The organism is Variovorax sp. GW460-12-1-14-LB1 (assembly GCF_059423605.1).
Genome location: NZ_JBWKYF010000025.1, coordinates 56,988 through 80,460, shown reverse-complemented (window position 1 = coordinate 80,460; position 23,473 = coordinate 56,988). Strand labels below are relative to the sequence as shown.

At 72.8% G+C, this 23,473-nt stretch carries 12 protein-coding genes; 8 read left to right on the top strand and 4 right to left on the bottom strand.

The features are described 5' to 3' along the window. Nucleotides 1-8 precede the first annotated feature (8 nt). From AC07Y4_RS15125 to alkB, 4 genes are all read right to left on the bottom strand, one after another. Nucleotides 9-344, bottom strand: a complete 336-nt coding sequence (locus tag AC07Y4_RS15125) for a YnfA family protein (RefSeq protein ID WP_062474197.1) — start codon at nt 342-344, stop codon at nt 9-11. Between the two features lie 30 nt (nt 345-374). After that, the gene (locus AC07Y4_RS15120; protein ID WP_495274806.1) at nt 375-2,057 is read right to left on the bottom strand and encodes an alpha/beta hydrolase; all 1,683 of its coding nucleotides are present in this window, start codon (nt 2,055-2,057) and stop codon (nt 375-377) included. Nucleotides 2,058-2,222: 165 nt separating this feature from the next. After that, the gene (locus AC07Y4_RS15115) at nt 2,223-4,040 is read right to left on the bottom strand and encodes an ABC transporter ATP-binding protein (protein WP_495274805.1); all 1,818 of its coding nucleotides are present in this window, start codon (nt 4,038-4,040) and stop codon (nt 2,223-2,225) included. Between the two features lie 7 nt (nt 4,041-4,047). After that, nucleotides 4,048-4,704 carry a DNA oxidative demethylase AlkB gene (gene alkB, locus AC07Y4_RS15110; RefSeq protein ID WP_495274804.1) on the bottom strand — a complete coding sequence of 219 codons (657 nt, stop codon included), beginning with the start codon at nt 4,702-4,704 and terminating at the stop codon, nt 4,048-4,050. Nucleotides 4,705-4,895: 191 nt separating this feature from the next. On the opposite strand from alkB, the gene AC07Y4_RS15105 reads away from it, so the two are divergent. The 8 genes from AC07Y4_RS15105 (at nt 4,896) to AC07Y4_RS15070 (ending at nt 23,470) form a co-directional block, all read left to right on the top strand. Next, nucleotides 4,896-5,564 (top strand): STN domain-containing protein, encoded by a 669-nt coding sequence (locus AC07Y4_RS15105; protein ID WP_495274803.1) that lies wholly within the window; start codon nt 4,896-4,898, stop codon nt 5,562-5,564. A 7-nt stretch (nt 5,565-5,571) separates the two neighbouring features. Then, on the top strand, nt 5,572-6,126 hold the full coding sequence (locus AC07Y4_RS15100) for an RNA polymerase sigma factor (RefSeq protein WP_062482809.1): 555 nt from the start codon (nt 5,572-5,574) through the stop codon (nt 6,124-6,126). A 159-nt stretch (nt 6,127-6,285) separates the two neighbouring features. After that, nucleotides 6,286-7,296, top strand: a complete 1,011-nt coding sequence (locus AC07Y4_RS15095; protein ID WP_495274802.1) for a FecR family protein — start codon at nt 6,286-6,288, stop codon at nt 7,294-7,296. A gap of 140 nt (nt 7,297-7,436) precedes the next feature. Beyond that, complete coding sequence (locus AC07Y4_RS15090; RefSeq protein WP_495274801.1) at nt 7,437-19,946, top strand: filamentous hemagglutinin family protein; 12,510 nt, start codon at nt 7,437-7,439, stop codon at nt 19,944-19,946. 90 nt (nt 19,947-20,036) lie between these two features. Next, nucleotides 20,037-20,789 carry a S1 family peptidase gene (locus AC07Y4_RS15085; RefSeq protein ID WP_495274800.1) on the top strand — a complete coding sequence of 251 codons (753 nt, stop codon included), beginning with the start codon at nt 20,037-20,039 and terminating at the stop codon, nt 20,787-20,789. Nucleotides 20,790-20,824: 35 nt separating this feature from the next. Further along, nucleotides 20,825-21,289 (top strand): YbaB/EbfC family DNA-binding protein, encoded by a 465-nt coding sequence (locus tag AC07Y4_RS15080; RefSeq protein ID WP_495274799.1) that lies wholly within the window; start codon nt 20,825-20,827, stop codon nt 21,287-21,289. Between the two features lie 19 nt (nt 21,290-21,308). Beyond that, the gene (locus AC07Y4_RS15075; RefSeq protein ID WP_495274798.1) at nt 21,309-22,640 is read left to right on the top strand and encodes a trypsin-like peptidase domain-containing protein; all 1,332 of its coding nucleotides are present in this window, start codon (nt 21,309-21,311) and stop codon (nt 22,638-22,640) included. 185 nt (nt 22,641-22,825) lie between these two features. Beyond that, entirely contained in the window at nt 22,826-23,470 is a 645-nt protein-coding gene (locus tag AC07Y4_RS15070) for a TonB C-terminal domain-containing protein (protein ID WP_495274797.1), read from the top strand. Nucleotides 23,471-23,473: the final 3 nt, after the last annotated feature.

The following is a 23,473-nucleotide window of genomic DNA, read 5'->3' as shown; positions in this document are numbered from 1 at the left end:
CACGCGCCTCAAGCTGCGCTGCGAGGCCCGAACATGATGATGCCCATGCCGACGAAGCACACGGCCACGCCGACCCAGTCGCTGGCCGAGGGCGTCACCTTGTCCACGGCCCAGAGCCACAGGATGGCGACGCCGATGTAGACCCCGCCGTAGGCCGCATACACGCGGCCCGCGGCGGTCGGGTGCAGCGAGAGCAGCCACGCGAAGAGCGCCAGGCTCAGCGCGGCAGGCAGCAGCAGCCAGGCCGACTGGCCTTGCTTGAGCCACAGGTAGGGCAGGTAGCAGCCGACGATTTCCGCGAGCGCGGTCGCGATGAAGAGGCCGAGGGTCTTGAGCAGGTCCATGGCCGCCATTGTGGCGATGGCCTGTCGATCTCAGGGCTGTCGTCCGGGTCCGGTGCCCGGGCGCGACGAGGGCTCCCACACATCGGGCGTGGTGGCGACCAGCGACTTGAAGTCTTTCCACGGCCGCGCGCCCGGCACCGTGCGCCCGCCGACGATCACCACCTTCGCGTAGGCCACCATGCGCTCGCGCAGGTAGCGGCGCTCGGACTCGGGCCAGGTCTCGATGGCATGCGGGCCGCGCGACAGCACGATCTCCTTCACGCCGCGGATGCGGTTGTAGGCGGCCACGGTGCCTTCGAGCGATTCGGCGCGGTCCCACAGGCCCTTGCCGAAGAAGGCCGCGGGCCAGCGGTCCATGCCCGCGAGCGTGGCGGAGTTCGGATAGAAGAGGATGTGGTGGTCCGCCGCCATGCCGCCCAGGAACAGGTTGCGGTCGGCCAGGTCGGGCGCGTCGGGCAGGTAGCCCGCGCCGCTGGCGAACGACGACAGCAGGATCGCCCCGCGGATGTTGCGCCAGCCGCGCGCCGGCGTGCAGTTGGGCACGGGCATGTCGAAGCTGCAGGCGGCCACGTAGTTGCGCGTGAGGGCCCAGGCGGTCGACATCGAGCCGCGCGAGTAACCGCCCAGCACCAGCGGAATCTCGCTGGCCTTCTGGCCCGCCAGCAGCCGGCCGCGCGCGGCATTGCCTTCGAGCAGCTGGCCCGAAGGTGTGAGCAGCCGCAGGCCCTGGCCGTGCTCGAGCTGGGCGAGCACGCGGAACACGTCCTCGCCTTGCTCCAGCGTGTTGGTGTCGCTCACGCCGCCCGACAGGCCTTCGCCGCGCCGGTCGTAGGCCAGCACGTCGAAGCCGGCCTGGTTCAGCGCGTGCAGGTTCTCGCGCCACCAGCGCTGGCCCATGGCCTCGGTGGTGCCGTTGGGGAAGGACACCGGCACGGCCTTGCCGCTGGCGCCCTCGATGCGGTAGGCCACTTCGTCCGGGTGCTGGAGGGCCGTGAGCTGCCCGCCGCCGCCCGCCGCCATGACCGCGAGGGCACGCACCTTGCGGCCGCGCCCGTCGTCCACGCCCGCGCCTTCGAGGTACCAGCCGCGCAGCTTGATCGGGTCGGCGAGCTTCAGGTCGAGCCGCTCGAAGGTGTCGCGCGGCACGGTGAACTCGACGATGTGGGTGCGCGCGTCGGCCTCGGCAATGCCTTCGCGGTAGGGCGCCTTCGCGAAGAAGGCGGGGCGGCGGATCTGCTTCAGATCGACCGTCGGGCTGTCGGCATCGATGCGCCCGGCCGGATCGACCGCGCCCGTCACGCGCGTGGCGCGCGCCTTGTTGGGCGGCAGCCAGCGCTGCATCTGCGCGTTCACGCGCTCGAAGCAGGCCGGTTCGGCCTTGCAGGTGCGCCAGCGCGCCTTGAGCTGGTCGTCGGTGAACGCGCCCACGTGGTAGTCGCCGCCCGCATAGTTGGTGGGCACGGGGTAGGCGCTCATGAGCACGGGCACGCACACGCGCGGGCCGCCGGCGTTCACCGCGGTGCCGGCCTGCGGCAGCAGGTAGCCACCCACCCGCGCGTTGCGGTCGGCGCCGACCCAGGCCATGCAGTCGGTGGGCGGCGGCTTGCTGGCGGCGGCCTGGCGCTGTTCGGCGGTGGTGCCGGTGGTGCAGGCGGACAGGCCCAGCAGGGCACCGAGCAGGGCGAGCGGAAGGGTGGCGCGGGAGGAACGCATGGGGCGGGAAACGCTCGCGGAATGAAGAACCATGTGATTGGAACGCAGCCGAGGCGCAAAAAGGGACCGCGCAGGACCAAGCGTGAACAAATGGATGTCGATACTGTTGCAGAAGGCATGCCAGCGCGGCGGGTGTGAACGCCGCGTTCTGGCGCAGGAGGGTTCCTACTGCTTGTGACCGGACGCTGCCTCCTGAAGCATGGGCTGGCGCGCCATCACCTCGTCGCGCGGGCCGTGGTCGCGCACATGGCCGGCTTCCATGAGGATCACGGTGTCGAAGCGCTCGAGCAGGCTCAGCCGGTGCACCGACGCGATCACGCAGGCCTGCGGGAACGCCGCCGCGATGCGCCCGAGCACGCGCGCCTCGGTGGCAGCGTCGAGCGCGCTGGTCGGCTCGTCGAGCAGCAGCAGCGAACTGCCTTCGGCGGCGAGCACGCCGCGCGCCAGGCACAGCCGCTGGCGCTGGCCGCCCGACAGGTTGAAGCCGCGTTCCGAGATCGCGCTGTCGAGGTCGCCGTGCGTGGCCTGCAGCACCTCGTCGAAGGTGCTCGTGTGCAGCGCGGCGCGCAGGCGCGCGTCGTCGCAGGGACGCCCGAAGGCCAGGTTCTCGCGCACGCTGGCCTCGAACAGCTCGGTCTCCTGCGGGATCAGCGTGGCGAGCTGGCGCAGCCGGGCCCAGTCGGTGGGCTCACCGTCGAGCGAGAGCGTGCCGCCGTGCGGCGCATACAGGCCGGCCAGCACGCGCAGCAGCGTGCTCTTGCCGCCGCCGCTGGGGCCCACCAGCGCCACGCGCTGGCCCCGGCGCAGCGTAAGCGCCACGTCGTGCAGGCCGCTGCGCGTGGGCGCGGCCGGGTCGTCCGCGACGGCACCGCGCGGGGCGTAGCGCCATTGCAGCTGCGCGACCTGCAGCTGCGTCCACGGCGCCTGCGCGTCGATGCGTTCATGCGCCGGTACCTCCTCGGGCGGGGCCTCGAGCGTGGGGCTCGTCGGCGCATGCCAGATCGGCTCGGCGCTGCTGTAGTCGGTGTGCATGCGCGCAAAGAAACTGAAGTTGGCCGCCACCGAGGTGACCACGCCCGCCGCCTGCTGCGCGTACTGGTAGATCATGAACACCGCGCCCAGCATCACGGCCTGGCCCGGCGCGCGCGCCTGCCACACATAGATGACGACCAGGCCCCAGGTCAGCGCCAGCCCCATCAGGTCGACCGCGAACCACTTGCCCTCGTTGAGCACCACGGTGCGCTTCAGCGGCAGCGACACGGCCGCCATGCGACGGCGCAGCAACAGGCGCGACGCGCCCTGCAGCCGCAGGCCGATCACCGTGGAGGCGTTGCCCAGGAAGTCGAGCAGCGCGGCCACGTAGCGCCGGTCGGCGTCGTTCTCGGCGCGCGCGAGCTTCATGAGCGCGCGGTCGATGCGCACGATCACCACGCCGATCAGCACATAGCCCGCGAGCGCCGTCACGCCGCTGGTGCGCGACAGCAGCGCCAGCGCCACCAGCGGCCCGACGAAGTTCACGGCGTTGGTGAGCCAGATGAACTGGTTCTGCGCGAAGTCGGCGAGCGCGCGGCTGGCCTGGTGCACGCGGTGCTGCAGCTCGCCCGAGTGGTGGCTGTCGTGCCAGGCGAGCGGCGCGGCGGCGATGCGCGCATAGAGCTGGTCGGCCAGCGTCTCGCGCACCTTCAGGCCCACGTTGCGCTCGAGGATGCGGCCCGGTCCGTGCAGCGCCCACGCGCCGACGTACACCCCCGCGAGCGTGGCGATCCAGCGGCCCGCCGCGGGCAGGTCGCCGCGCTGCAGCGCGTTGATGGCCTGGCCGGCGAGGTAGGGCAGCGTGAGGCGGATCAGCTGCGAGCTCGCGAGCAGCGCGGTGGCGGCCAGCAGCTGCGCACGCGCACCGGCCGCGAAGTGCCACAGCGCGGCGTAGAGCGCGCGGATCGCGCGGCCGGGGGATTCGGTGGAGGAGGTCGTCGAACCCGTCATGCGCGCTTCACCCCGCCTTGCGGAAGGTGAGGTTGATGCGCTGCGCGCCGAGCCGTGCCTGCAGCGGATGCGGGGCGTCCTTGAGCGGCAGCACGCCATGAAAGCGCAGCCGGTCCACGCCGCCCCACACCACCACGTCGCCGTGCACCAGCGGAATGCGGGCGGTCTTGTCGGCGCGCGCGAGCCCGCCGAACTGGAACACCGCCGGCATGCCCAGCGACACCGACACGATCGGCGCGCCGTGGTCGCGCTCGTCGCGGTCCTGGTGCAGCGAGAGCCGGCTGCCCGGCTGGTAGCGGTTGACCAGGCAGGCGTCGGGCGCAAAGCCGTCGAAACCGGCCAGCGCCGCCGCGTCGCGCGCGAGCTGCGCAAAGGCCTCGGGCATCGCGGGCCAGGGCGCGCCGCTGTCGGGGTCGACCGCGCTGTAGCGGTAGCCGCGCCGGTCGCTGGTCCAGCCGAGCGCGCCGCAGTTGGTGAGCGCGACCGACATGGTGAAGCCGCCCGGCGTGACCAGATGGCGGAACGGCGCGCGCGCCGCCACGTCGTCGGTGGCGTCGAGCAGCGCCTCGGCGCGCGGCAGCGCAAAGCCCGGCAGCACGAAGGCGGCCGGGCCGATCGGCTCGCGCGCGGCGCGCGGCGGGGCGTCGAAGAGGTCGAACGTCATGGGGGCATTGTCGCCAGCGACAGGGGCGCTTCGGACCGTGGCCGTGGCTGCGATGCATTCAAGCTGTCACAAAGCGTCACTAGCATTCCGAGCACCAAAGCAGTACGCGGCACCGGCCCGGCGCCTGCGATTCCTCCTTCGTCACAGGACCCGGCATGTCTCGCGTTGCTCGGTCACGGTGGGTGTGTGTCTTGACCCTGATCCTCGGAATTCTGTCCCTCGCGGCCGTGTCGCATGCCGGCGAACCTGCGCCTTCGCCCGATGCGGCGGGGCGCATCGCCTTCGACCTGCCGGCCCAGCCGTTGGCCACCGCCGTGCAGGTCTACGCGCAGGCGACGGGGCAGTCCGTGTTCTTCGACGGGCAGCTCACCGCCGGCCTCGAATCCGCCGCGTTGCACGGCCTGTTCACCCCGCGCGAGGCGCTGCAGCGCCTGCTCGTCGGCACGCGGCTGGCCGCGCGCCACACCGATGCGCGCACCTTCACGCTGGTCGAGGCCGAGGCACCGCCGCCCGTGGCCGCGACGACGCCGGCCGCGCCCGCCGTCCCCGCCATGTCCCCGCGCGACGCGCGCGTGGTGCAGCAGGCGCTGGAGCGCACGCTGTGCCGCTGGCCGCATGCGCGCCCGGGCACCTACCGCGCGCTCGTGCAGCTGTGGGTCGGGGCCGGCGGCCATGTGCGGCGCACGCGGCTGCTCAGCTCCACCGGCCTGGCGCAGCGCGACGCCGCGCTCGAAGCCGCGATGAACACGCTGGTGCTCGAGCGCCCGCCCGAAGGCGAGGCCGACCAGCCGCTCACGGTGCTGCTGCTGCCGCGCACCGGCGACCGCCCCGACGTCTGCGACGCAGCGGTTTCTCCCTGAGCACGCCGTGGAACAGGACACCCCCGGCTTCCTGCGCAGCCTGCTGACCAGCCGCTACATCGACTTCCGCAACCGCCTGCGCCGCCGCCTGGGCTCGGAAGAGCAGGCCGACGACGTGCTGCACGAGACCTGGCTGCGCGTGCAGCGCATGAGCGACCCCGGCCCGGTGCAAAGCCCCATGGCCTACCTGCTGCGCATCGCGTCGAACGTGGCGGAAGACCGGCGCATCTCCCACGGGCGGCTGCTCGACTTCGTGGAGGTCGAGGAGCTGCTGCACTTTTCGGACGACAGCCACGACCCGGCCCGCGTCTCGGAGGCGCGCAGCGAGGTGCAGGCGCTGGAGCGCGCCCTCGAGGAGCTGCCGCGCCGCCGCCGCGACATCTTCATCGCCTCGCGCGTGGACGAGACGCCGCATGCCGACCTGGCGCGGCGCTACGGCGTGTCGGTGCGCATCGTCGAGCGCGAAGTGAAGGCCGCGCTGGTGCATTGCGCGGGTCGTTTGGGGCGCGATGTGATCCAGCGGTTCGGTCCCGGGGCCGGAAAACAGTCAGAGAAGGTGTGAACGAACCCGCCATGCCCGCTCATCCCGCCCAGACACGCCCCCTCCGCGTTGCAAATGCTCGCCATAGCCCTGGCTATGGCTGCGCTTTGCGCCTTGATGGGACGTGCCTGGACGGGCTGCTCGGCCACGGCGGATCCATTCACACCTTCTAAAGACATGATGGCCGCCCCCACCCCGACCGACCGCGAACGCGCCGCGCTGGAAACGCAGGCGCACGACTGGCTCGTGCGCCTGACCTCCGGCCGCGCCACCACCGGCGACGCGCAGGATTTCCGCCGCTGGTGTGCCCGCAGCCCGCAGCATGCGCAGGCGATGGCCGAGGCGACGCGGCTGTGGGACCTGACCCGGCCCGCCGCCGAAGCGGTGGCACGGCGCATGCCTGCGATGGACACACCGCCGCGCGCGGCCATCGCCATGTCGCGTCCGCCGATGTTCGGCCGCCGCCAGTTCCTCGGCGCCGCGCTCGCGGCCGGTGCCGCCGCCTTCGTGGTGGTGCGCCCGCCGGCCGGCCTGTGGCCCGCGCTGTCCGACATGACGGCCGACTACCGCACCGGCACCGGCGAGCAGCGCCGCGTGGTGCTGGCCGATGCGGCGGCCGTGGTCGAGATGAACACGCAGACCAGCCTCAACCTCGCGCGCGGCGCCGAGGGCGGGCCGCCCGTGCTCGACATGCTCGGCGGGGAGGCGCAGGTGCAGCTCGACGCGGCGCGCCGCGCGCCCTTCACCATGACGGTGGGCGGCGCGCGCCTCGTGGCTGCGGCGGCCAGCCGCTTCAACGTGCGCGCCACGGGCGGCGAGGTGTGCGTGACCTGCTTCGCGGGCTCGGTCGAGCTGCGCGACGGCGAGCGCGTGCTGGTGGCGGGCGAGGCGCAGCAGATCCGCTACGGCGGCCGGCGCGACGCCGAGGTGGCGCGCGCGCCCGACCTCGCGGCGGTGGCCGCCTGGCGCGAGCGCGTGCTGGTGTTCGACGACACGCCGCTGGCGGCCGTGGTCGACGAGATCAACCGCTACCGCCCGGGCCGCCTCATCGTCACGCGCGCCGAACTCGGCCGCCGCAAGGTGCAGGCGCGGCTGCGGCTGGACGAGCTCTCGCGCGTCGAGACGCTGATCGCCGCGAGCTACGGCGCGAAGCTCACGTCGCTGCCCGCCGGCATCGTGCTGCTGGGCTAGCCGCGCTGTGTGACGCGGCTGTGAAAAAAACAGTGCCGCGTCCGCGTTCGCAAATTCTCCCGAACTTTTGCAGCGCGCGTGTCGGTCGCATCCGGTGAGCCCGGTCTCTTCTCCAGAACGGTTTTTCTCTGGGGTATGACATGAGCAACAAGACATTCCACCGCGCGCCGGTCGCGCACGCCGCCGCCCTCGCGCTGGCCATGGCGGGCCTGGCGGGCAATGCACAGGCGCAGCGCGCCTTCAGCGCCGCGTGGATGGCGCAGAAGAACGTGACGCAGGGCACGGCCGCCGCGACGGGCTACCTGCCCAACGGCACGCCGGCCTCGATGCTGACGAACCCGCTGGCGCAGCAGCAGAAGGCCAACGAGCAGCTGCGCCAGTCGCTGGGCAACCTGGGCCTCGCGGCGCAGGCGATCGCCGCGCAGCAGGCCGCACAGGCCGCCGCACGCGCCGCCGCGCTGAACGAGCCCTCGGTGCCCGACGGCCTGGCCGACGGCGGTCTGAAGGTCGACACGAATTCGCTCAGCGCCGGCTGGCTCAACGCCCGCGCGCTCAACCGCGACTCGCAGAAGCAGGTCGACGGCCGCACCGTCGTCACCGTGGAGCAGACGGCAGACAAGGCCATCCTGAACTGGGAGACCTTCAACGTCGGGCGCAACACCACGGTCGATTTCAAGCAGCAGGCCGACTGGGCGGTGCTCAACCGCGTGAACGATCCGAAGGCGCGGCCTTCGCAGATCCAGGGCCAGATCAAGGCCGACGGCACGGTGCTCATCGCCAACCGCAACGGCATCGTGTTCAGCGGCACCAGCCAGACCGACACGCGCAACCTCGTGGCGGCGGCCGCGCACATCGGCGACGACCAGTTCAAGGCGCGCGGCATCTATTCGAACGACACCACGCCGAGCTTCACCACGCGCAAGGAAGACCAGGGCAAGGTCGAGGTGCAGGCCGGCGCACGACTGACCACCAAGGAGCCCGCCTCTGTCACACAGGGCGGCGGCTACGTGCTGCTGCTGGGCAAGGAGGTGGCCAACGCCGGCGAGATCGCCGCGCGCAAGGGTCAGGCGCAGCTCGCGGCGGGCGACAGCTTCGTGATCCGCAAGGGCATGGGCACCGAGGCCAACGCCTTCTCGACCACGCGCGGCAACGAGATCGCGCCGCAGTTCGCAGCCGACAGCACGGCGGGCGCGGTGCGCAACACCGGCCTCATCGTGGCGCGCGAAGGCGACATCACGCTGGCCGGCCGCGACGTGCGCCAGGACGGCGTGGCGCTGGCCACCTCCACCGTCGCCGCGCGCGGCACGGTGCATTTGCTGAACTCGGCCGCCGACACGCGCGGCAACGTCGCCGTCGGCAAGGGCGCGGTCACGGCCGTGCTGATCGAGGACGACGGCAAGGCCAGCGCACTCGACAGCCAGCGCGATGCGCTCCTCAAGGAATCGGCCGCGCAGGACGCCGCGCGCGCGCTCGTGCCGCCCGCGCTCTTCGACAACCTCTCGCGGCTGTCGGACCGGCGCGACCAGTCGCGCATCGAGATCGTCTCGGGCGGCGACATCCGCTTCGAGGGCGAGTCGCTCACGCTGGCCACCGGCGGGCAGATCGCGGCCAGCGCCACGCGCCGCAGCTTCGTGGCCGACAAGGCGCGCCTCGATGTGTCGGGCGCGGTGGGCGTGAACGTGACGATGGAATCCAACAACGTCAAGGTCAACGTGCAGGGCAACGAGATGCGCGACGCCCCGCGCAACCGCGAGAGCGGCAAGCTCTTCAGCAATGACGTGTGGATCGACCGGCGCAAGCTCGTGCGCGTGGCGCCCGGCGTGGGCGGCTACGAGGGCGAGCGCTGGTACGCGGCGGGCGGCCTGCTGGAGGTCGGCGGCTACCTGGGCAACCAGGGCCACGGCATCGGCGAATGGGCCGCGCAGGGCGGCACCGTGGTGCTGGGCGGCAGCGAGGTGGTCACGCAGGCGGGCTCGACGGTCAACCTGTCGGGCGGTTCGCTCAACGTGCAGACCGGCAAGATCTACCAGACCTGGCTCAAGGGCAGCGACGGTCGGCTGTACAACCTGAACAGCGCGCCGTCGGACCTGCTGTACGACGGCGTCTACAAGGGCTTCGAGGCCGAGCACGTGCGCTGGGGCAAGGCGAACACCGACTATTTCTACAACCCGCTGATCGGGCCGCAGCGCAAGCTGGAGAACGGCTACACCGTCGGGCGCGACGCCGGCCGGCTGGTGGTGAGTGCGCCCACGGCGGTGCTCGAAGGCGACATCGTGGCCGAGGTGTTCAACGGCGCGCAGCAGACACGCGCACGCGACGCCGCGCTGGACGACGGCTACCGCCAGTCGCAGACGGCGGTGGCGCGCGGCGGCGTGCTCGCGGTGGGGCGCTACGGCGCGCTCGGCCGCATCGACTTGTTCGACACCGACGTGCGCTTCGGCGACGTGGCACCGGTCACGCAGCAGATGGCCGCGGCCGACGCACTGGCCAACGAGCGCATCGGCACGCTGTGGCTCGACGCGGTGCACCTGAATGCGCAGCGCTTGTCGGTGCTCGACATCGGCACGCGCGGCAGCGTGACGGTCGAGAAGGCGCTCACGCTGGCCGACGGCGGACGCATGAACCTGCTCGGCGCGTTCATCGACATCGGCGCCGACGTCACGGTGCGCGGCGGCGCGCTGGAGGCCGGCAATGTCTTCATGTCGCCGGTGGCGGGCGCCCAGCCGCGCGCGCTGGTGAAGGAGGCGGCCTCGTCGGTCACCGTGCGCGACGGCGTCACGCTCGACCTGCGCGGACGCCGCGTCGACGTCGGCACGGCCCCCGAAGACACGGCCACGCTCGCCGCCATCGACGGCGGCACGATGCGCATCGAATCGACGCACGGCGTGACGATCGGGCAGGGCAGCCTGATCGACGTGTCGTCGGGCGCGGCGCTGCTGGCCAAGGGCAAGCAAAGGGGCGGTAAGGGCGGCAACGTGACGCTGGTGGCCGACTCGGCCGCGTCGCCCACCGATGCGAAGGGGCGCCTGTCGCTCGGCGGCGAGATCCGCGGCCATGGCGTGAACGGCGGCGGCACGCTGAAGATCGAAACGGGCCACGCGCTGCTCATCGGCCCCGACCCGGCGCTGTCGGACGCGACGCAGCTCGTGCTCGACGCGTCGCGCCTGCAGTCGGGCTTTTCCACCTACGACTTCAACGGCCATGCGGGCCTCACGGTCGCGCCGGGCGCGCAGCTCGATGTGCTCATGCCGGTCTACCGCATCGCCCCCGGGGCCGGTGCCGACCATGAAGGCGGCATCGCGCTGTCACTGTGGACGCCGCCGCTGCTGCAGCAGGACACGGTGAACCGCCAGGCCGTGCAGCGCCAGGGCGCCGACCTCGTGCTGCGTTCGCAGCGCCGCATCACCGAAGGCGGCAACCTCGCCATCGGCGCGGGCGCGGTGGTGACCGTCGATCCGGGCCGCTCGATCCAGCTGCTCGGCGGTGGCCAGAGCAGCGTCGTGGTGGACGGCCGGCTCAACGCCTGGGGCGGGCGCATCGCCATCGGCATCGAGGCGCCGGCGTTCAACTCGCCGTTGAGCACCTCGCTGCAGCCGCACAGCCGCTCGGTGTGGATCGGCGAGGGCGCGGTGCTCGACGTGGCGGCGCGCGCGCAGACCGGCACCGACGGCGATGGCCGCCGCTACGGCACGGTGCGCAACGGCGGCACCATCTCCATCGGCGGCGCGCTCGACTGGGAGGCCAAGGGCGCGGCCAACGCGCCTGACGTGGCGATCGTCATCCGCCCCGGTGCGCTGCTCGATGCCTCGGGCAGCCATGCGCGCATCGACGTGCCGGCCGTGGGCGGCCTGTGGCGCGAACTCGACGTGGCCAGCGACGGTGGCAGCATCGTGCTCAAGTCGGCGCACAGCCTGTACCTGGACGGCACGCTGCGCGCCCACGCGGGCGGCGCGAATGCGGCGGGCGGCACGCTCGCGGTGGCGCTCGAAGCGCCGGTGTTCTCGAAGATCTACACCGTCGACGACGCGGTGCGGCAGGCGCGCGAGCTGGTGATCTCGCAGGCGCAGCAGCCCAGCGGATTGCCGGCCACCCTCAAGCCGGGCCATGCCGATGCGGCACTGGCCTACGGCAAGGGGCGCCTGAGCGCGGACCAGGTGCGCGACGGCGGCTTCGGCAACCTCTCGCTGCTGGTCAACGGCCTGCTGAGTTTCGACGGCCACGTCGACCTCACGACCGCCCAGAGCCTGCGCCTGTACGCCGGCAGCTTCGCGCTGGCCGACAGCGCGGCCACCGATTCGAGCGTGCGGCTCGCCTCGTCCTACCTGCGGCTGGCCGGCGTGACCGGTGCGCCCAAGCAGGACAACGAGGTGATCTACACCACCACCTGGCGCCACGGCGCATCGACCCGCGCGAGCGAGGCCGCCTTCACGGCCGAGGCCGACCTGATCGACATCCGCGACCGCGTGGGCTTCGGCGCGCACGGCGAGATCGCCATGAAGACCGGCCCCGCGCAGGTGGTGGACCGCCGCGGCTTCGACGCCGTACACATGACCAGCCGCGGCGACCTGCGCCTGCTGGGCGGCACGCCCACGCTCGGCCTGCTCGGCGCGACCACGACCGAGCTGGCGACGCTGGGCGACCTCACGCTCACCGCCGCGCAGATCTATCCCGCCACCGGCGCCAACGCGCAGATCCGCGCGGGCTACGACGAGGGCCGCGTGCTGGACATCCGCCGCCAGGTCGAGGGCGACGTGGCCATGCCGCAGTCGGCATTCGGCACGCTCGCGCTCGGCGGCGGCACGGTGCGCCAGGGCGGCATCGTGCGCGCGCCGCTGGGCAACCTGATCGTGGGGCAGGACGGGCGCAGCACCTTCGAGGCGCGCGCCACCGTGGTCGACCTGCTGCCGGGCAGCATCACCTCGGTCAGCGGCGCCGGCCTGCTCATGCCCTACGGCGGCACGACCGACGGCATCGGCTACAGCGTGGCCGGCGCGCCCATCGACAAGCGCGCCATCGGCAGCAGCGGCATCCTGCTCACGGGCGACAGCGTGGTCGGGCACCAGGGCGCGCTGCTCGACCTGTCGGGCGGCGGCGAGCTCACGGGCGCGGGCTTCGTGAGCGGTCGCGGCGGTTCGGTGGACGTGCTGCGCACGCCGCTGGCCAATGCCAACCCGGCCAACACCTTCAGCAAGGCGGGCAACGGCGTGTACGCCATCGTGCCGGGCTTCCAGGGCGGCTACGCGCCGGTGTCGCCGGACGCGGGCGCGGGCGAGCCGGCCATCGGCCGGCAGGTCACGCTCGATCACGACGTGGGCGGGCTCAAGGCCGGCACCTACACGCTGCTGCCTTCGACCTACGCGCTGCTGCCCGGTGCCTTCCGCGTGGAAGTGGGGGCGCAAAGCGCGCTGCCCGCGACGCCGCTGCCGGCCGGCTACGGCTCGTACGTGGCGAGCGGCTATCTGGGCGTGGCGAACACGGCGGTGAAGTCGTCGCTGGCCAGCCAGCTGGTCGTCACGCCGGCGGCGCTGGTGAAGCAGCACGCCAGCTACAACGAGATGGGCTACGACGCCTTCGTGGTGGCCGACGCGGCACGCCGCGGCGGCGTGCGCGGCGAGATTGCGGCCGACGCCCGCAACCTGCTGCTGGACTACTTCTATTCCAAGCCGAAGGACGGCGTGTCGATGCTGCAGTTCGACGGCACGGCGCTGTTCAACCCGGCGGCCGGCAGCACGGGCTTCGGCGGCACGCTGTCGGCGAAGGGCATCGCCATCGAGGTGACGGCGCCGGGCGCGCAGCGCACGGCCGGGTTCACGGGCGCGTCGCTGCAGGCCGACCAGTTGAATGCCTTCGGCGCGCCACGGATGATCCTGGGCGGCCAGATCGACCTGCCGTATGCCGACAACTACGCAACCTTCAAGTCGAACACTGGCCATGTCGTCGTGCGCAGCGGCGCGACCTTGCGCGGCGCCGAGATCTTCCTCGTGGCCGGCGGCTACGGCGACGGCATCCAGGTGGAGCAGGGCGCGTCGCTGAACACGCTGGGCGCCGGTGCGCCGGCCTACGATTCCACCGACGGCGTGGTGTTCTCGGCGGGCCTGGGCGGGGTGCTGGGCCTGTCGAACGGCTGGATCAACCTGCTGCCGCCCGTCGCCGGGGGGATACCCGCCACGGTCCAGATCGGCGGGTGCCCCAGCGGCGCCTGCACCGGCCACACCACGCTGTACGGCGAGGGCACGCTGGCCGTGGCCACCAACCGCGCGTTCACGATGGCCGACAACGTGCGCTACGGCGCAAAGAACCTGCTGCTGGCGGTGTCCGCGGTCAACCTGGGCAGCGACGCGGCGCTGCAGCAGGCGGCCGCCAACGGCCAGCTGCCGTCGGGCCTGTCGATGAACCAGGGCATCCTGGCGAACCTGCTGGCCGGCAACAAGGGCGAAGGCGTGCCCGCGGTCGAGACGCTGGTGCTGAACGCGCGCGAGTCGGTGAACATCTACGGCGCGGTGTCGCTGGACACGCTCGACCCCGCCACCGGCGTGTCGTCGATCGAACGGCTGGTGCTGGGCACGCCCGCCATCTACGGCTACGGCGGCGCGGGCGACACCGCGAAGATCACGACCGGCGAATTCATCTGGACCGGCCTCACGCCGCGCCCGCCCGGCAACGACGAGATCTTTCCCGGTGGGAACGCACCGGGCGGCGCCATCGGCAGCCTGCTGGGCCACGGCACGCTCGACGTGTCGGCCGCGCGCATCGTGCTGGGGCACGCGCCCAACACGCAACCCGACGCGGGCTACTCGGCGGACCGGCTCGCACTGGGCTTCGGCACGGTCAACCTGAACGCGAGCGAGCGCATCACCGCCAACGGCAAGGGCACGCTGGGCGTGTACCACCAGCAGGGCGCGTACGCGACGGGCAAGGGTTACGACCACACGGGCGGCCAGCTGAACCTGCGCACCCCGCTGCTCACCGGCGAGGCCGGCTCGAACAACCGCATCACGGCGGGCGGCGACATCGTGGTGAGCGCTCCGGCGGGCGCGCAGCCGGCCGGCGATGCGGCGCTGGGCGCGCAGCTGGCGCTCACCGGTCGCAACATCACCATCGACGGCACGGTGGGCCTGCCCTCGGGCAAGCTGCAGCTCACGGCCAGCGGCGACGTGACGCTGGGCGCCGCGTCGCGCATCGACCTCGCGGGCCGCGCCGTGAAGTTCTTCGAGCAGACGCGCTACAGCCGCGGCGGCGACCTGGAGGTGACGAGCACGGCCGGCAACATCGCGCAGGCGGCGGGTTCGGTGATCGACCTGTCGGCCACGCACAACCGCGGCGGCTCGCTGCAGGCGACGGCGCTGGGCGCCGGCGCGGGGCGCATCGACCTGGGCGGACGCATCCTCGGCACCGCGAGCGGCACGTACGACGCGGGCGGCACCATCGTGCCCTACGACGCGGCCGAGATCAGCGTGCGCGGCCAGACCGTGGCCGACTTCGCGGGCCTGAATACGCGCCTCAACGAAGGCGGCGTGACCGGCGCGCGCCGCTTCCAGATCAAGCAGGGCGACCTCGCCATCGGCGACGAAGTGAAGGCGCGCGTGGTCGAGGTCACGCTCGACGGCGGCAGCCTCACGGTGAACGGCCGCATCGACGCCAGCGGCTTCCAGGTGGGCGCGATCCGCCTCGCGGCCAAGGGCGACCTCACGGTGAACGGCACGCTCGACGCGCACGCCACCGGCCTGCGCGTGGACAGCTACGGCAAGATCATCGACAGCCCGAACCGCGCCATCGTCGACCTCACGAGCACGCACGGCACGTTGACGCTGGGCGGCGGTGCGGCCATCGACCTGCGCGCGGGCACGGCCGTGAGCGCGGCGCAGGGCAACGACGGCGCATCGCGCGGCACGCTTGCGCTGAACGCGCCGCGGCGCGGCGACAACGACGTGGCGGTGAACGTCGCCGGCACGCCCGCGATCCAGGGCGCGAAGAGCATCGCGGTCAACGCCTTCCGCACCTACAGCGACGCACCGCTGGCGAGCGCGCCCGACGTCACGGGCCATGTGCCGCAGCTCATCACGCAGAAGTACCTCGACGAGATCGACGGCCACAGCAGCGCCTTCATCGACAAGGCGCTGGCCAACACCTCGCTGTCGGCGCGCCTGGCGGGCCTGGGCAGCTACCACCTGCGCCCCGGCGTGGAGATCGTCAGCAGCACCGGCGAGGGCGACCTGAGCGTGGTCGGCGACATCGACCTCTCGGGCTACCGCTACGGCCCCGGCGCGAACCGCACCGACCCGGCGCGGCGCGGCTTCGGCGAGCCTGGCGTGCTGGTGATCCGCGCGGGCGGCAACCTCAACGTGTACGGCAGCATCAACGACGGCTTCGCACCGCCGCCGGCCACGCCCGACGACAAGGGCTGGTACCTCACCGAGCAGCGCACGAAGTTCGGCACGCCGTTCACGCCCGACGGCGGCGACATCGTCGTGCCGATCGACGGCGTGGTGCTCGACAAGGGCACCGTGTTCCCGAAGGACGCGCTGCTCAACTACGACGTGCCCGCCGAAGCCATGGCGCTGCCGGCCGGCACGGTGCTGCCCGTGACCGTGACGCTGGGCGCGGCCTACACGCTGCCCGCCGGCACGGTGCTGCGCGCCAACGTCTACAACGCCGACGGCAGCGTGCGCCTGAAGGCCGGCACGGTGCTCGGCGAGGCCGTGGTGCTGGACAGCGGCATGAAGCTGGGCGCGGGCACCGCGCTGCGCGCCGAGGCCAGCGTGCAGGCGATGGTGTGGCCCAAGGGCGTGCGCCTGCCGGTCGCGATGAAGGCCGACGGCACCATCGCGCTGGCGCGCGGCGCGGTGATTCCGTCGCTGACCGACGTGCAGCTGCCGAACGACGCGGCCGTCAACCTGCGGCCCGAAGTCGACGGCGTGCAAGGCCGCAACTGGGCCGTGGCGCCGATGCTGGGGCAGGGCGCGACGAGCTGGAGCCTGCAGCTCACGGCCGGCGCCGACCTGGACTCGGCCGACCGCCGCGCGGTCGACCCGGCCAAGCACGGCGCGCTCATCCTGGCCGACAGCCACGCGATGTACAACGTCAAGCTCACGCCGGGCGGCAGCGGCTTCCTGTGGGGTCCGAACGGGCCCATGTGGGGCCACGACGAGGGAACGCCGATGGACCCGCTGGATTTCGAGGCGGGCTACTGCGACTGGGGCGGTGAGGGCACCTGCGTGGTCGACCCGGCGCGCCTTTCCTACTTCTGGGGCCCCAACGGCGACGACTGGGACCCGAGCTTCGTCGAGGGCACGCCGGTGCTGCCCGAATACGTCACGATCTGCGAGTGGGGGCCGGGCATCTGCACGACGGTCATCAACCCCGTCAAGGACGTCACCAAGTACACGCCGCTGTCGCCGATGTTCAGCGTGCTGCGCACCGGCACGGGCGACCTGGGCCTGGCGGCGGCCGGCAACTTCGTCATGGAGTCGCCGTTCGGCGTCTACACGGCCGGCACGCGCTCGGCGCCGCTGCTCGACGCCAACGGCCTCGACCCCTTCAACCTCGCACGCGGCAAGGCCGTCGGCGGCTCGGTGATCGGCCCGCAGACGGCGGACTACAGCGCCGCGCTCGCGGCCTACCAGGCCTGGTACCCCGAGCAGGGCGGCAACCTCGACATCACGGTGGGCGGCAACGTCGTCGGCGACGTCTGGGGCCATTTCGGGGGCGAGCGCGGACAGGCGCCGAGCGCCGCGGTGGGCAGCTGGCTGTGGCGCCAGGGCTCGGGCACGGCCCTGGCCGGCAGCGACCGCATCGCGACGTCGTGGTGGATCAACTTCGGCACTTACGCGCTGCCGGCCGGTGCGCAGGTCAGCACCGACAGCAGCCCCGAGCCCTTCCTGGTGGGCTTCACCGGCATGGGCACGCTGGGCGGCGGCAATCTCACGCTGCGCGCGGGCGGCGACGCGGGCCTCACCACGCGGCTGGGCAACGGCCAGGTCTGGCAGCGCAGCGAGGCCATCGTGGCGGCGGTCGGCAGCACGGGCCGCGTCGACGCCAACGGGCAACTGACGCTCACCGGCGGCGGCGACCTGCAGCTGCGCATCGGCGGCGTGGTCAATCCGAACCTGGCCGCGGCGCAGTACGGCAGCTCTGGCACCAATACGCAGTACCAGGACCTCAACGGCGCCCTGGTCAACCTGCGCGGCGCGGCCACCGTGTCGGCCTCCGCCATCGGCGGCGTCGAGGTGCGCTACCGCAAGTACGCGTTCTCGCTGCCGGGCCAGGAGGGCGATGTGAAGGACACGCGCCCCATCGACCCCTTCACCCCGACCATCGGCGTCGGCAATGCCGGCATCGTGCTCGTGCCGGGCGATTCGGCGATGTACCTGGACACGCCGGGCGACCTGGTGCTCACCAGCGTGGCCGACGCGGGCCGCGCGCGGGTGCCGAACAGCTCGGCATTCAAGCTGGGCGGCACCGAGTACGGCATCGGCCAGGGCTGGTTCACGCTGTGGACCGATCGCACCGCGATCAACCTGTTCAGCGCGGGCGGCAACCTCACGCCCGGCACCGACCTGGCGAACAGGGAGGCCGCCGGCCGGTACCTGGGCAGCATCAACATGAGCGACAACGTCACGGTCTACCCGTCGATCCTGCGCGCGACGGCGGCCTCGGGCAGCCTGTACTTCGGCTTCTCGGCCACGCCCGCCACGCAGGCGCCCGGCCGTGCGCTGGTGCTGGCGCCGTCGCCGTCGGGCGCGCTCGAGTTCCTGGCGGGCAACTCGCTGTTCGGCGGCGGCTATCCGGTGGGGATGTCGGGCGCGGTCACGCCGCTGCCCACGCCCTGGGCGCCCGCCTTCGTGGGCTACAACTCGCGCCAGCAGCCGGTGGTCTACAACACCAGCCCGGAGGGCTCGATGGTCGGATCGCCCGGCGTGCCGAACTACGGGGTGGTCGACAACCACCCTCTGTTCGCCTTCGGACCGGACACGCTGGGCGCCCGCGCGCTGCACGCAGCCGATGCGCCGCCCTCGCTGTTCTACGCCGTGCGCGGCGACATCCTGGGCCTGGCCAGTGGCACGGCGCGCAAGGTGCAGGCCAGCGGCGAACCCGCGCCCGAGATCTGGTACCGCTCGGCCGCGCCGGCACGCATCCGCGCCGGGCGCGACATCGTCGGCACCGAGGCGCTGATCGTGAACAACGACCCGCGCGACGTGTCGCTGGTGCAGGCCGGGCGCGACATCCTGTACGCGAACCTGCAGGTGGCGGGCCCCGGCACGCTGGAGGTGTCGGCCGGCCGCCACATCACGCAGGACGACCGCGCCAGCGTGGTGAGCCGTGGTGCGCTGGCCGAGGGCGACACGCGCCCCGGCGCAAGCATCGCGATGATGGCCGGCATGGGCCCGATGGGCGTGGGCGGGCCGGACTTCTCGGCCATCGCCGACCGCTACCTCGACCCCGCGAAGCGCGCCGAGTCGGGCCCCGGCCAGTCGCTGGCGAGCCAGCCGGGCCGCGTGGTGAAGACCTACGACGCCGAGCTGGGCGCATGGCTCAAGGAACGCTACGGCTTCGTCGCCACCAGCGCCGACGCGAAGGACCCGGGCAGCGCGCTCGCGTACTTCAAGGCGCTGGCGCCCGAGCAGCAGCGCGTGTTCCTGCGCGGCGTGTACTTCGCCGAGCTGCGTGCGGGCGGGCGTGAGTACAACGACGTGGACGGCCCGCGCTACGGCAGCTACCTGCGCGGGCGCGGCATGATCGCCACGCTGTTCCCCGACCTCGACGCGGCAGGCCAGGAGATCGTGCGCACCGGCGACATCATCCTGTACGGCCCCTCGGGCGTGCACACCGACTTCGGCGGCGACATCCAGATGATGGCGCCGGGTGGGCAGATCGTGGTGGGCGTGCAGGGCGCGGTGCCGCCGGGCAGCGCGGGCGTGATCACGCAGGGCATGGGCCACATCCAGCTGTTCAGCGAAGGCAGCCTGCTGCTGGGCCTGTCGCGCGTGATGACCACCTTCGGCGGCGACGTGCTGGCCTGGTCGGAGCAGGGCGACATCAACGCGGGCCGGGGCTCCAAGACCACGCTGGTCTACACGCCGCCCAAGCGCGTGTACGACAACATCGGCAATGTGAAGCTGTCGTCGCAGGTGCCCAGCTCGGGCGCCGGCCTGGCCACCTTGGCGCCCATCGCCGAAGTGCCGGCGGGCGACATGGACCTGATCGCGCCGCTGGGCACCATCGATGCGGGCGAGGCGGGCATCCGCGTGTCGGGCAACGTGAACCTCGCGGCCCTGCAGGTGGTGAACGCGGCCAACATCCAGGTCAAGGGAGAATCGGCCGGCCTGCCGGTGGTGGCCTCGGTGAACGTGGGCGCGCTCACCAACGCCAGCGCGGCGGCCTCGCAGGCCGTGGGCGCGGCGCAGGAGGCGATGCAGCGCGAACGCGCGGCGGCGCGCCAGGCGCTGCCGTCGGTGTTCTCGGTGCGCGTGCTGGGCTTCGGCAACGAGGCCGCCGACGGCGCGGCCGCGCCGGCCGATGCGGGCCGCGCCGCGGCGCGTCCGGTGGGCTACGACGCGCACAGCCCGGTGCAGGTGCTGGGGCGCGGGCCGCTGGGCGATGCGCAGAAGACGAAGCTCACGGCGCAGGAGCGGCGTCTGCTGGGGCAGTGAGAGGGAAGGGCGGCAGATGAAATTTTTGTGACAAACGACATTCCGGGGCGCGCAGTTCCGTCTTTGTCTCAGAGCTTTCGTGACTGTCCGATGCCCCCTCTGCTGTTGTCTTCTGCCGGCCCCCGCCCGCGCCCGTGGGCGTCGTTCTTGCTGGCCACGGCGTTCGCCGTCCTGGCCGGCGCGGCCCATGGCACGCCGCCCGAGGCCAATGCCAGCGGCGTGTTCCTCAACGCCGCCGGCGACGTGCTGACCGCGCGCCATGCGGTGGCGGACTGCCGTTCGCTGTTCGCCCTCAAGGACGCGCAGGTGGCGCAGGCCCGGGTGATCGCAGAGAGCGCCGAACTCGACGTCGCGGTGCTGCGCACCACCCTCACGCCGTACCTGCACGCCACGCTCGCGGCGGACGCGCGCACGCCGGCCCCGGGCAGCGTGGGCGTGTTCACCGAGGCCTACGCGGTGCTGCAGCGCATGCCCGACCGCGCGGCGTTGCTCAGCAACGCCATGACCGTGCCCGGCGTGGAAGGGTTGCAGCTGCTGTCGGGCGTGCAACCCGGCGCCAGCGGCAGCGCGGTGCTGGGCGCCGACGGGCTGCTGCTCGGCGTGGTGGTCGAGCGTGTCGCCGCCGCGCCGCATGCCTCGGGCATGGTGCTCAGCCGCGCGGCCTCGGCCGCGGGCGTGGCGGGCGGCGTGACGCGGGTGCGCGCGGTGCCGGCGGCGCGCCTGCGCGACTTCCTGGACGCCCACGGTATCGCCTACACGCAAAGCCGCGAACCGCAGCTCGGCCCGCAGCAGTCGCCCGCCGCGCGGGCCTCGACCCTGTCGGTCGGCGTGCTGTGCGGCTGAGCGTCCTTCTTCGACTTTTTTTCATTGGAACTCCCATGACCTCTTCTTCCGGCAAGATCCGCGGCTGGCGCCGTCTGCGCCTGGCGCTCGGCGGGCTCGGCCTGGGGCTGTCCGCCGCTGCCGCGCCCCTGGCCGCATCGGCGCAGGCCCAGCCGCAGGTGCCGCAGCACTGGATCAGCTACGCCAACCTCGCGAGCAACCAGCTGCAGTCGTCGCTCAGCGACCCGGCCAGCGACACCGTGGTGCGCCTTCACACGTGGATGCAGGACCGCATGCTGAAAGAAGGCCAGCCCGTGCCGCCCGCGCCGGTGGTGGTGCGCGTGTGGGTCGCGGCCAGCGGCAAGGTCGAGCGTGTGGCCTTCGAGTCGCTGGGCGATGCGCAGGCCGACACCGACCTGCGCGCGCTGCTCACCGCGCAGCCGCTGGCCGAGCCGCCGCCGCGCGACATGCGCCAGCCGATGGTGCTGCAACTCACGCTGAGCTTTGTCGCGCGCACCTGACCGATCGCGGCGCCTTTGCGTGGCGCTGCTGGGCCTTGCGGCTGCAGTGCCGCTGCACGCCGCCATGCCATGGCCCGTGCCGGGGCTCGCGGCGCTGGTGAAGGCCTTCGGGCCTGCCGTGGTCCACATCGGCGTGGAGCGGCCGTCGGTGCCGGCGCGCCGCTTCAGCGACCGCTGGTTGCTGCGCGCGCCGCCGGCCGAGACCGACGAAAGCAGCCTGGGCAGCGGCTTCCTCGTGAGCGCCGACGGGCTCATCCTCACCAACGCGCACGTCGTCGCGCACGGCACGCAGATCCGCGTGAAGCTGCCCGACCGGCGCGAGTTCCGGGCGCGGCTCATCGGTCTGGACGCACCGGCCGACGTGGCCTTGCTGAAGATCGACGCGACCGGCCTGCCCACGGTGCGCATCGGCGACCCGGCGGACGTGGAGCCCGGCGACGGCGTGGCGGCCATCGGCTCGCCCTACGGCTTCGGCAACTCGGTGACGGCCGGCATCGTCAGCGCCAAAGGGCGGCTGCTGCCGGGCGCGGAGTCGATGCAGTTCTTGCAGACCGACGTGCCGATCAACCCCGGCAATTCGGGCGGGCCGCTGTTCAACCTGCGCGGCGAGGTGATCGGCATCAACTCGCGCATCTACAGCCGCAGCGGCGGCTACCAGGGGCTGTCGTTCGCCATTCCCATCGACGCCGCCATGCGCATCAAGGACCAGCTGCTGGCCACCGGCACCGTCACGCGCGGGCGCATCGGCGTGTCCGTGCAGGAGGTGGGGCAGGCGCTGGCCGACACCTTCCGCCTGCCGCGCCCGGCCGGCGCGCTGGTGACCGACGTGGAGCCGCGCGGCGCGGCGGCGCGCGGCGGGCTGAAGACCGGCGACGTGATCCTGTCGGTGCAAGGCCGCGAGGTGGTGCAGGCGGCCGACGCGCTCGGCTTCATCGCCGAGCAGGTGCCGGGGCAGCGCGCGCGTCTCATGGTGTGGCGCGACCGCGCCGAGCACGTGGTCGAGGTGAAGGTGGAGGGCTACGACACGCCGCGCCTGCAGGGCGAGGCGGCGGCAGCGGCCTCGGTGCCTTCGCGCCTGGGCTTCGCGGTGCGCCCGCTGGCGCCGGCCGAGCGGCAGTTCCTGCGTGTCGAGGGCGGGCTGCTGGTGCAGCGCGTGAACGTCGCGGCGTCGCGCGCGGGCGTGCAGCCGGGCGACGTCATCCTGGCGCTCAACGGCCAGCCGATTGACAGCGCCGAAGCCCTGGCCCAGGCGCTGGAGGGGGCCGACGGCACGGCGGCGTTGCTGGTGCAGCGCGCGGGGGCGCGGATCTTCGTGCCGATCTGCGCGCAGGCCGGATCGCCGAAGTGCTGAGAAGGCCTCGCGCTGACCGGCCAAGTCATCCGAACGTCATGCAGCGAACCTAGCATCCGCTTCGACATGCCCCCCGGGCCGTGGCTTTCGCCGGGCGTATCGAACTCATGCGGCATGCACCTCCTTCTTTTCCTCTCGTCTCCCTGGCCGGCATCGCGCTGGTCGCCTGCATGACCGGGCCGTGGATGAGCGCTCGCGCGCAGTCCGATGCGGCGCCGCTTCGGCCGCAGGCGGCGCGCATCGCCTTCGACATCGCGGCCCAACCGCTGGCCGCGGCGCTGGAGCAGTACGGCCGCGCGACCGGCCTGCCGGTGTTCTTCGATGCCGAACGCGTGGCCGGACGCCAAGCCGCGCCCGTGCACGGCCTGTTCGATGCGCAGGCCGCCCTCGATGCGCTGCTCGCGGGCACGGGCCTGGTTGCCGACGACGCCGGCGTGGGGACCACGACCGCCTTCGTGCTCCGGCTCACTCCGGCTGTGCCTGCGCCGGCACGTCCGACTGATGCGGTGCAGGCCGCGCCCGCCACCACGCACCGCGGCTACGACGGGCTGGTCCAGACCCGCATCTGGGAAGCCCTGTGCGCCCACCCGCGCGCAGCACCGGGCGGCTACCGCGCGGCGATGCGTTTCGTGATCGACGGCACCGGCCGCATCGCCCATGCCTTCCTGCTGCACACCAGCGGCGAGCGCGCGCGCGACGACGCCATCCTCGACACCCTGCGGCAGCTGCGCATCGACCGCGCGCCGCCGCCGGACATGGCGCAGCCGCTCACGATGCTGATCCTGCCGCGCTCGCAGACGCCCGGGCTCGAGTGCCCGGTGCGGCACTGACGC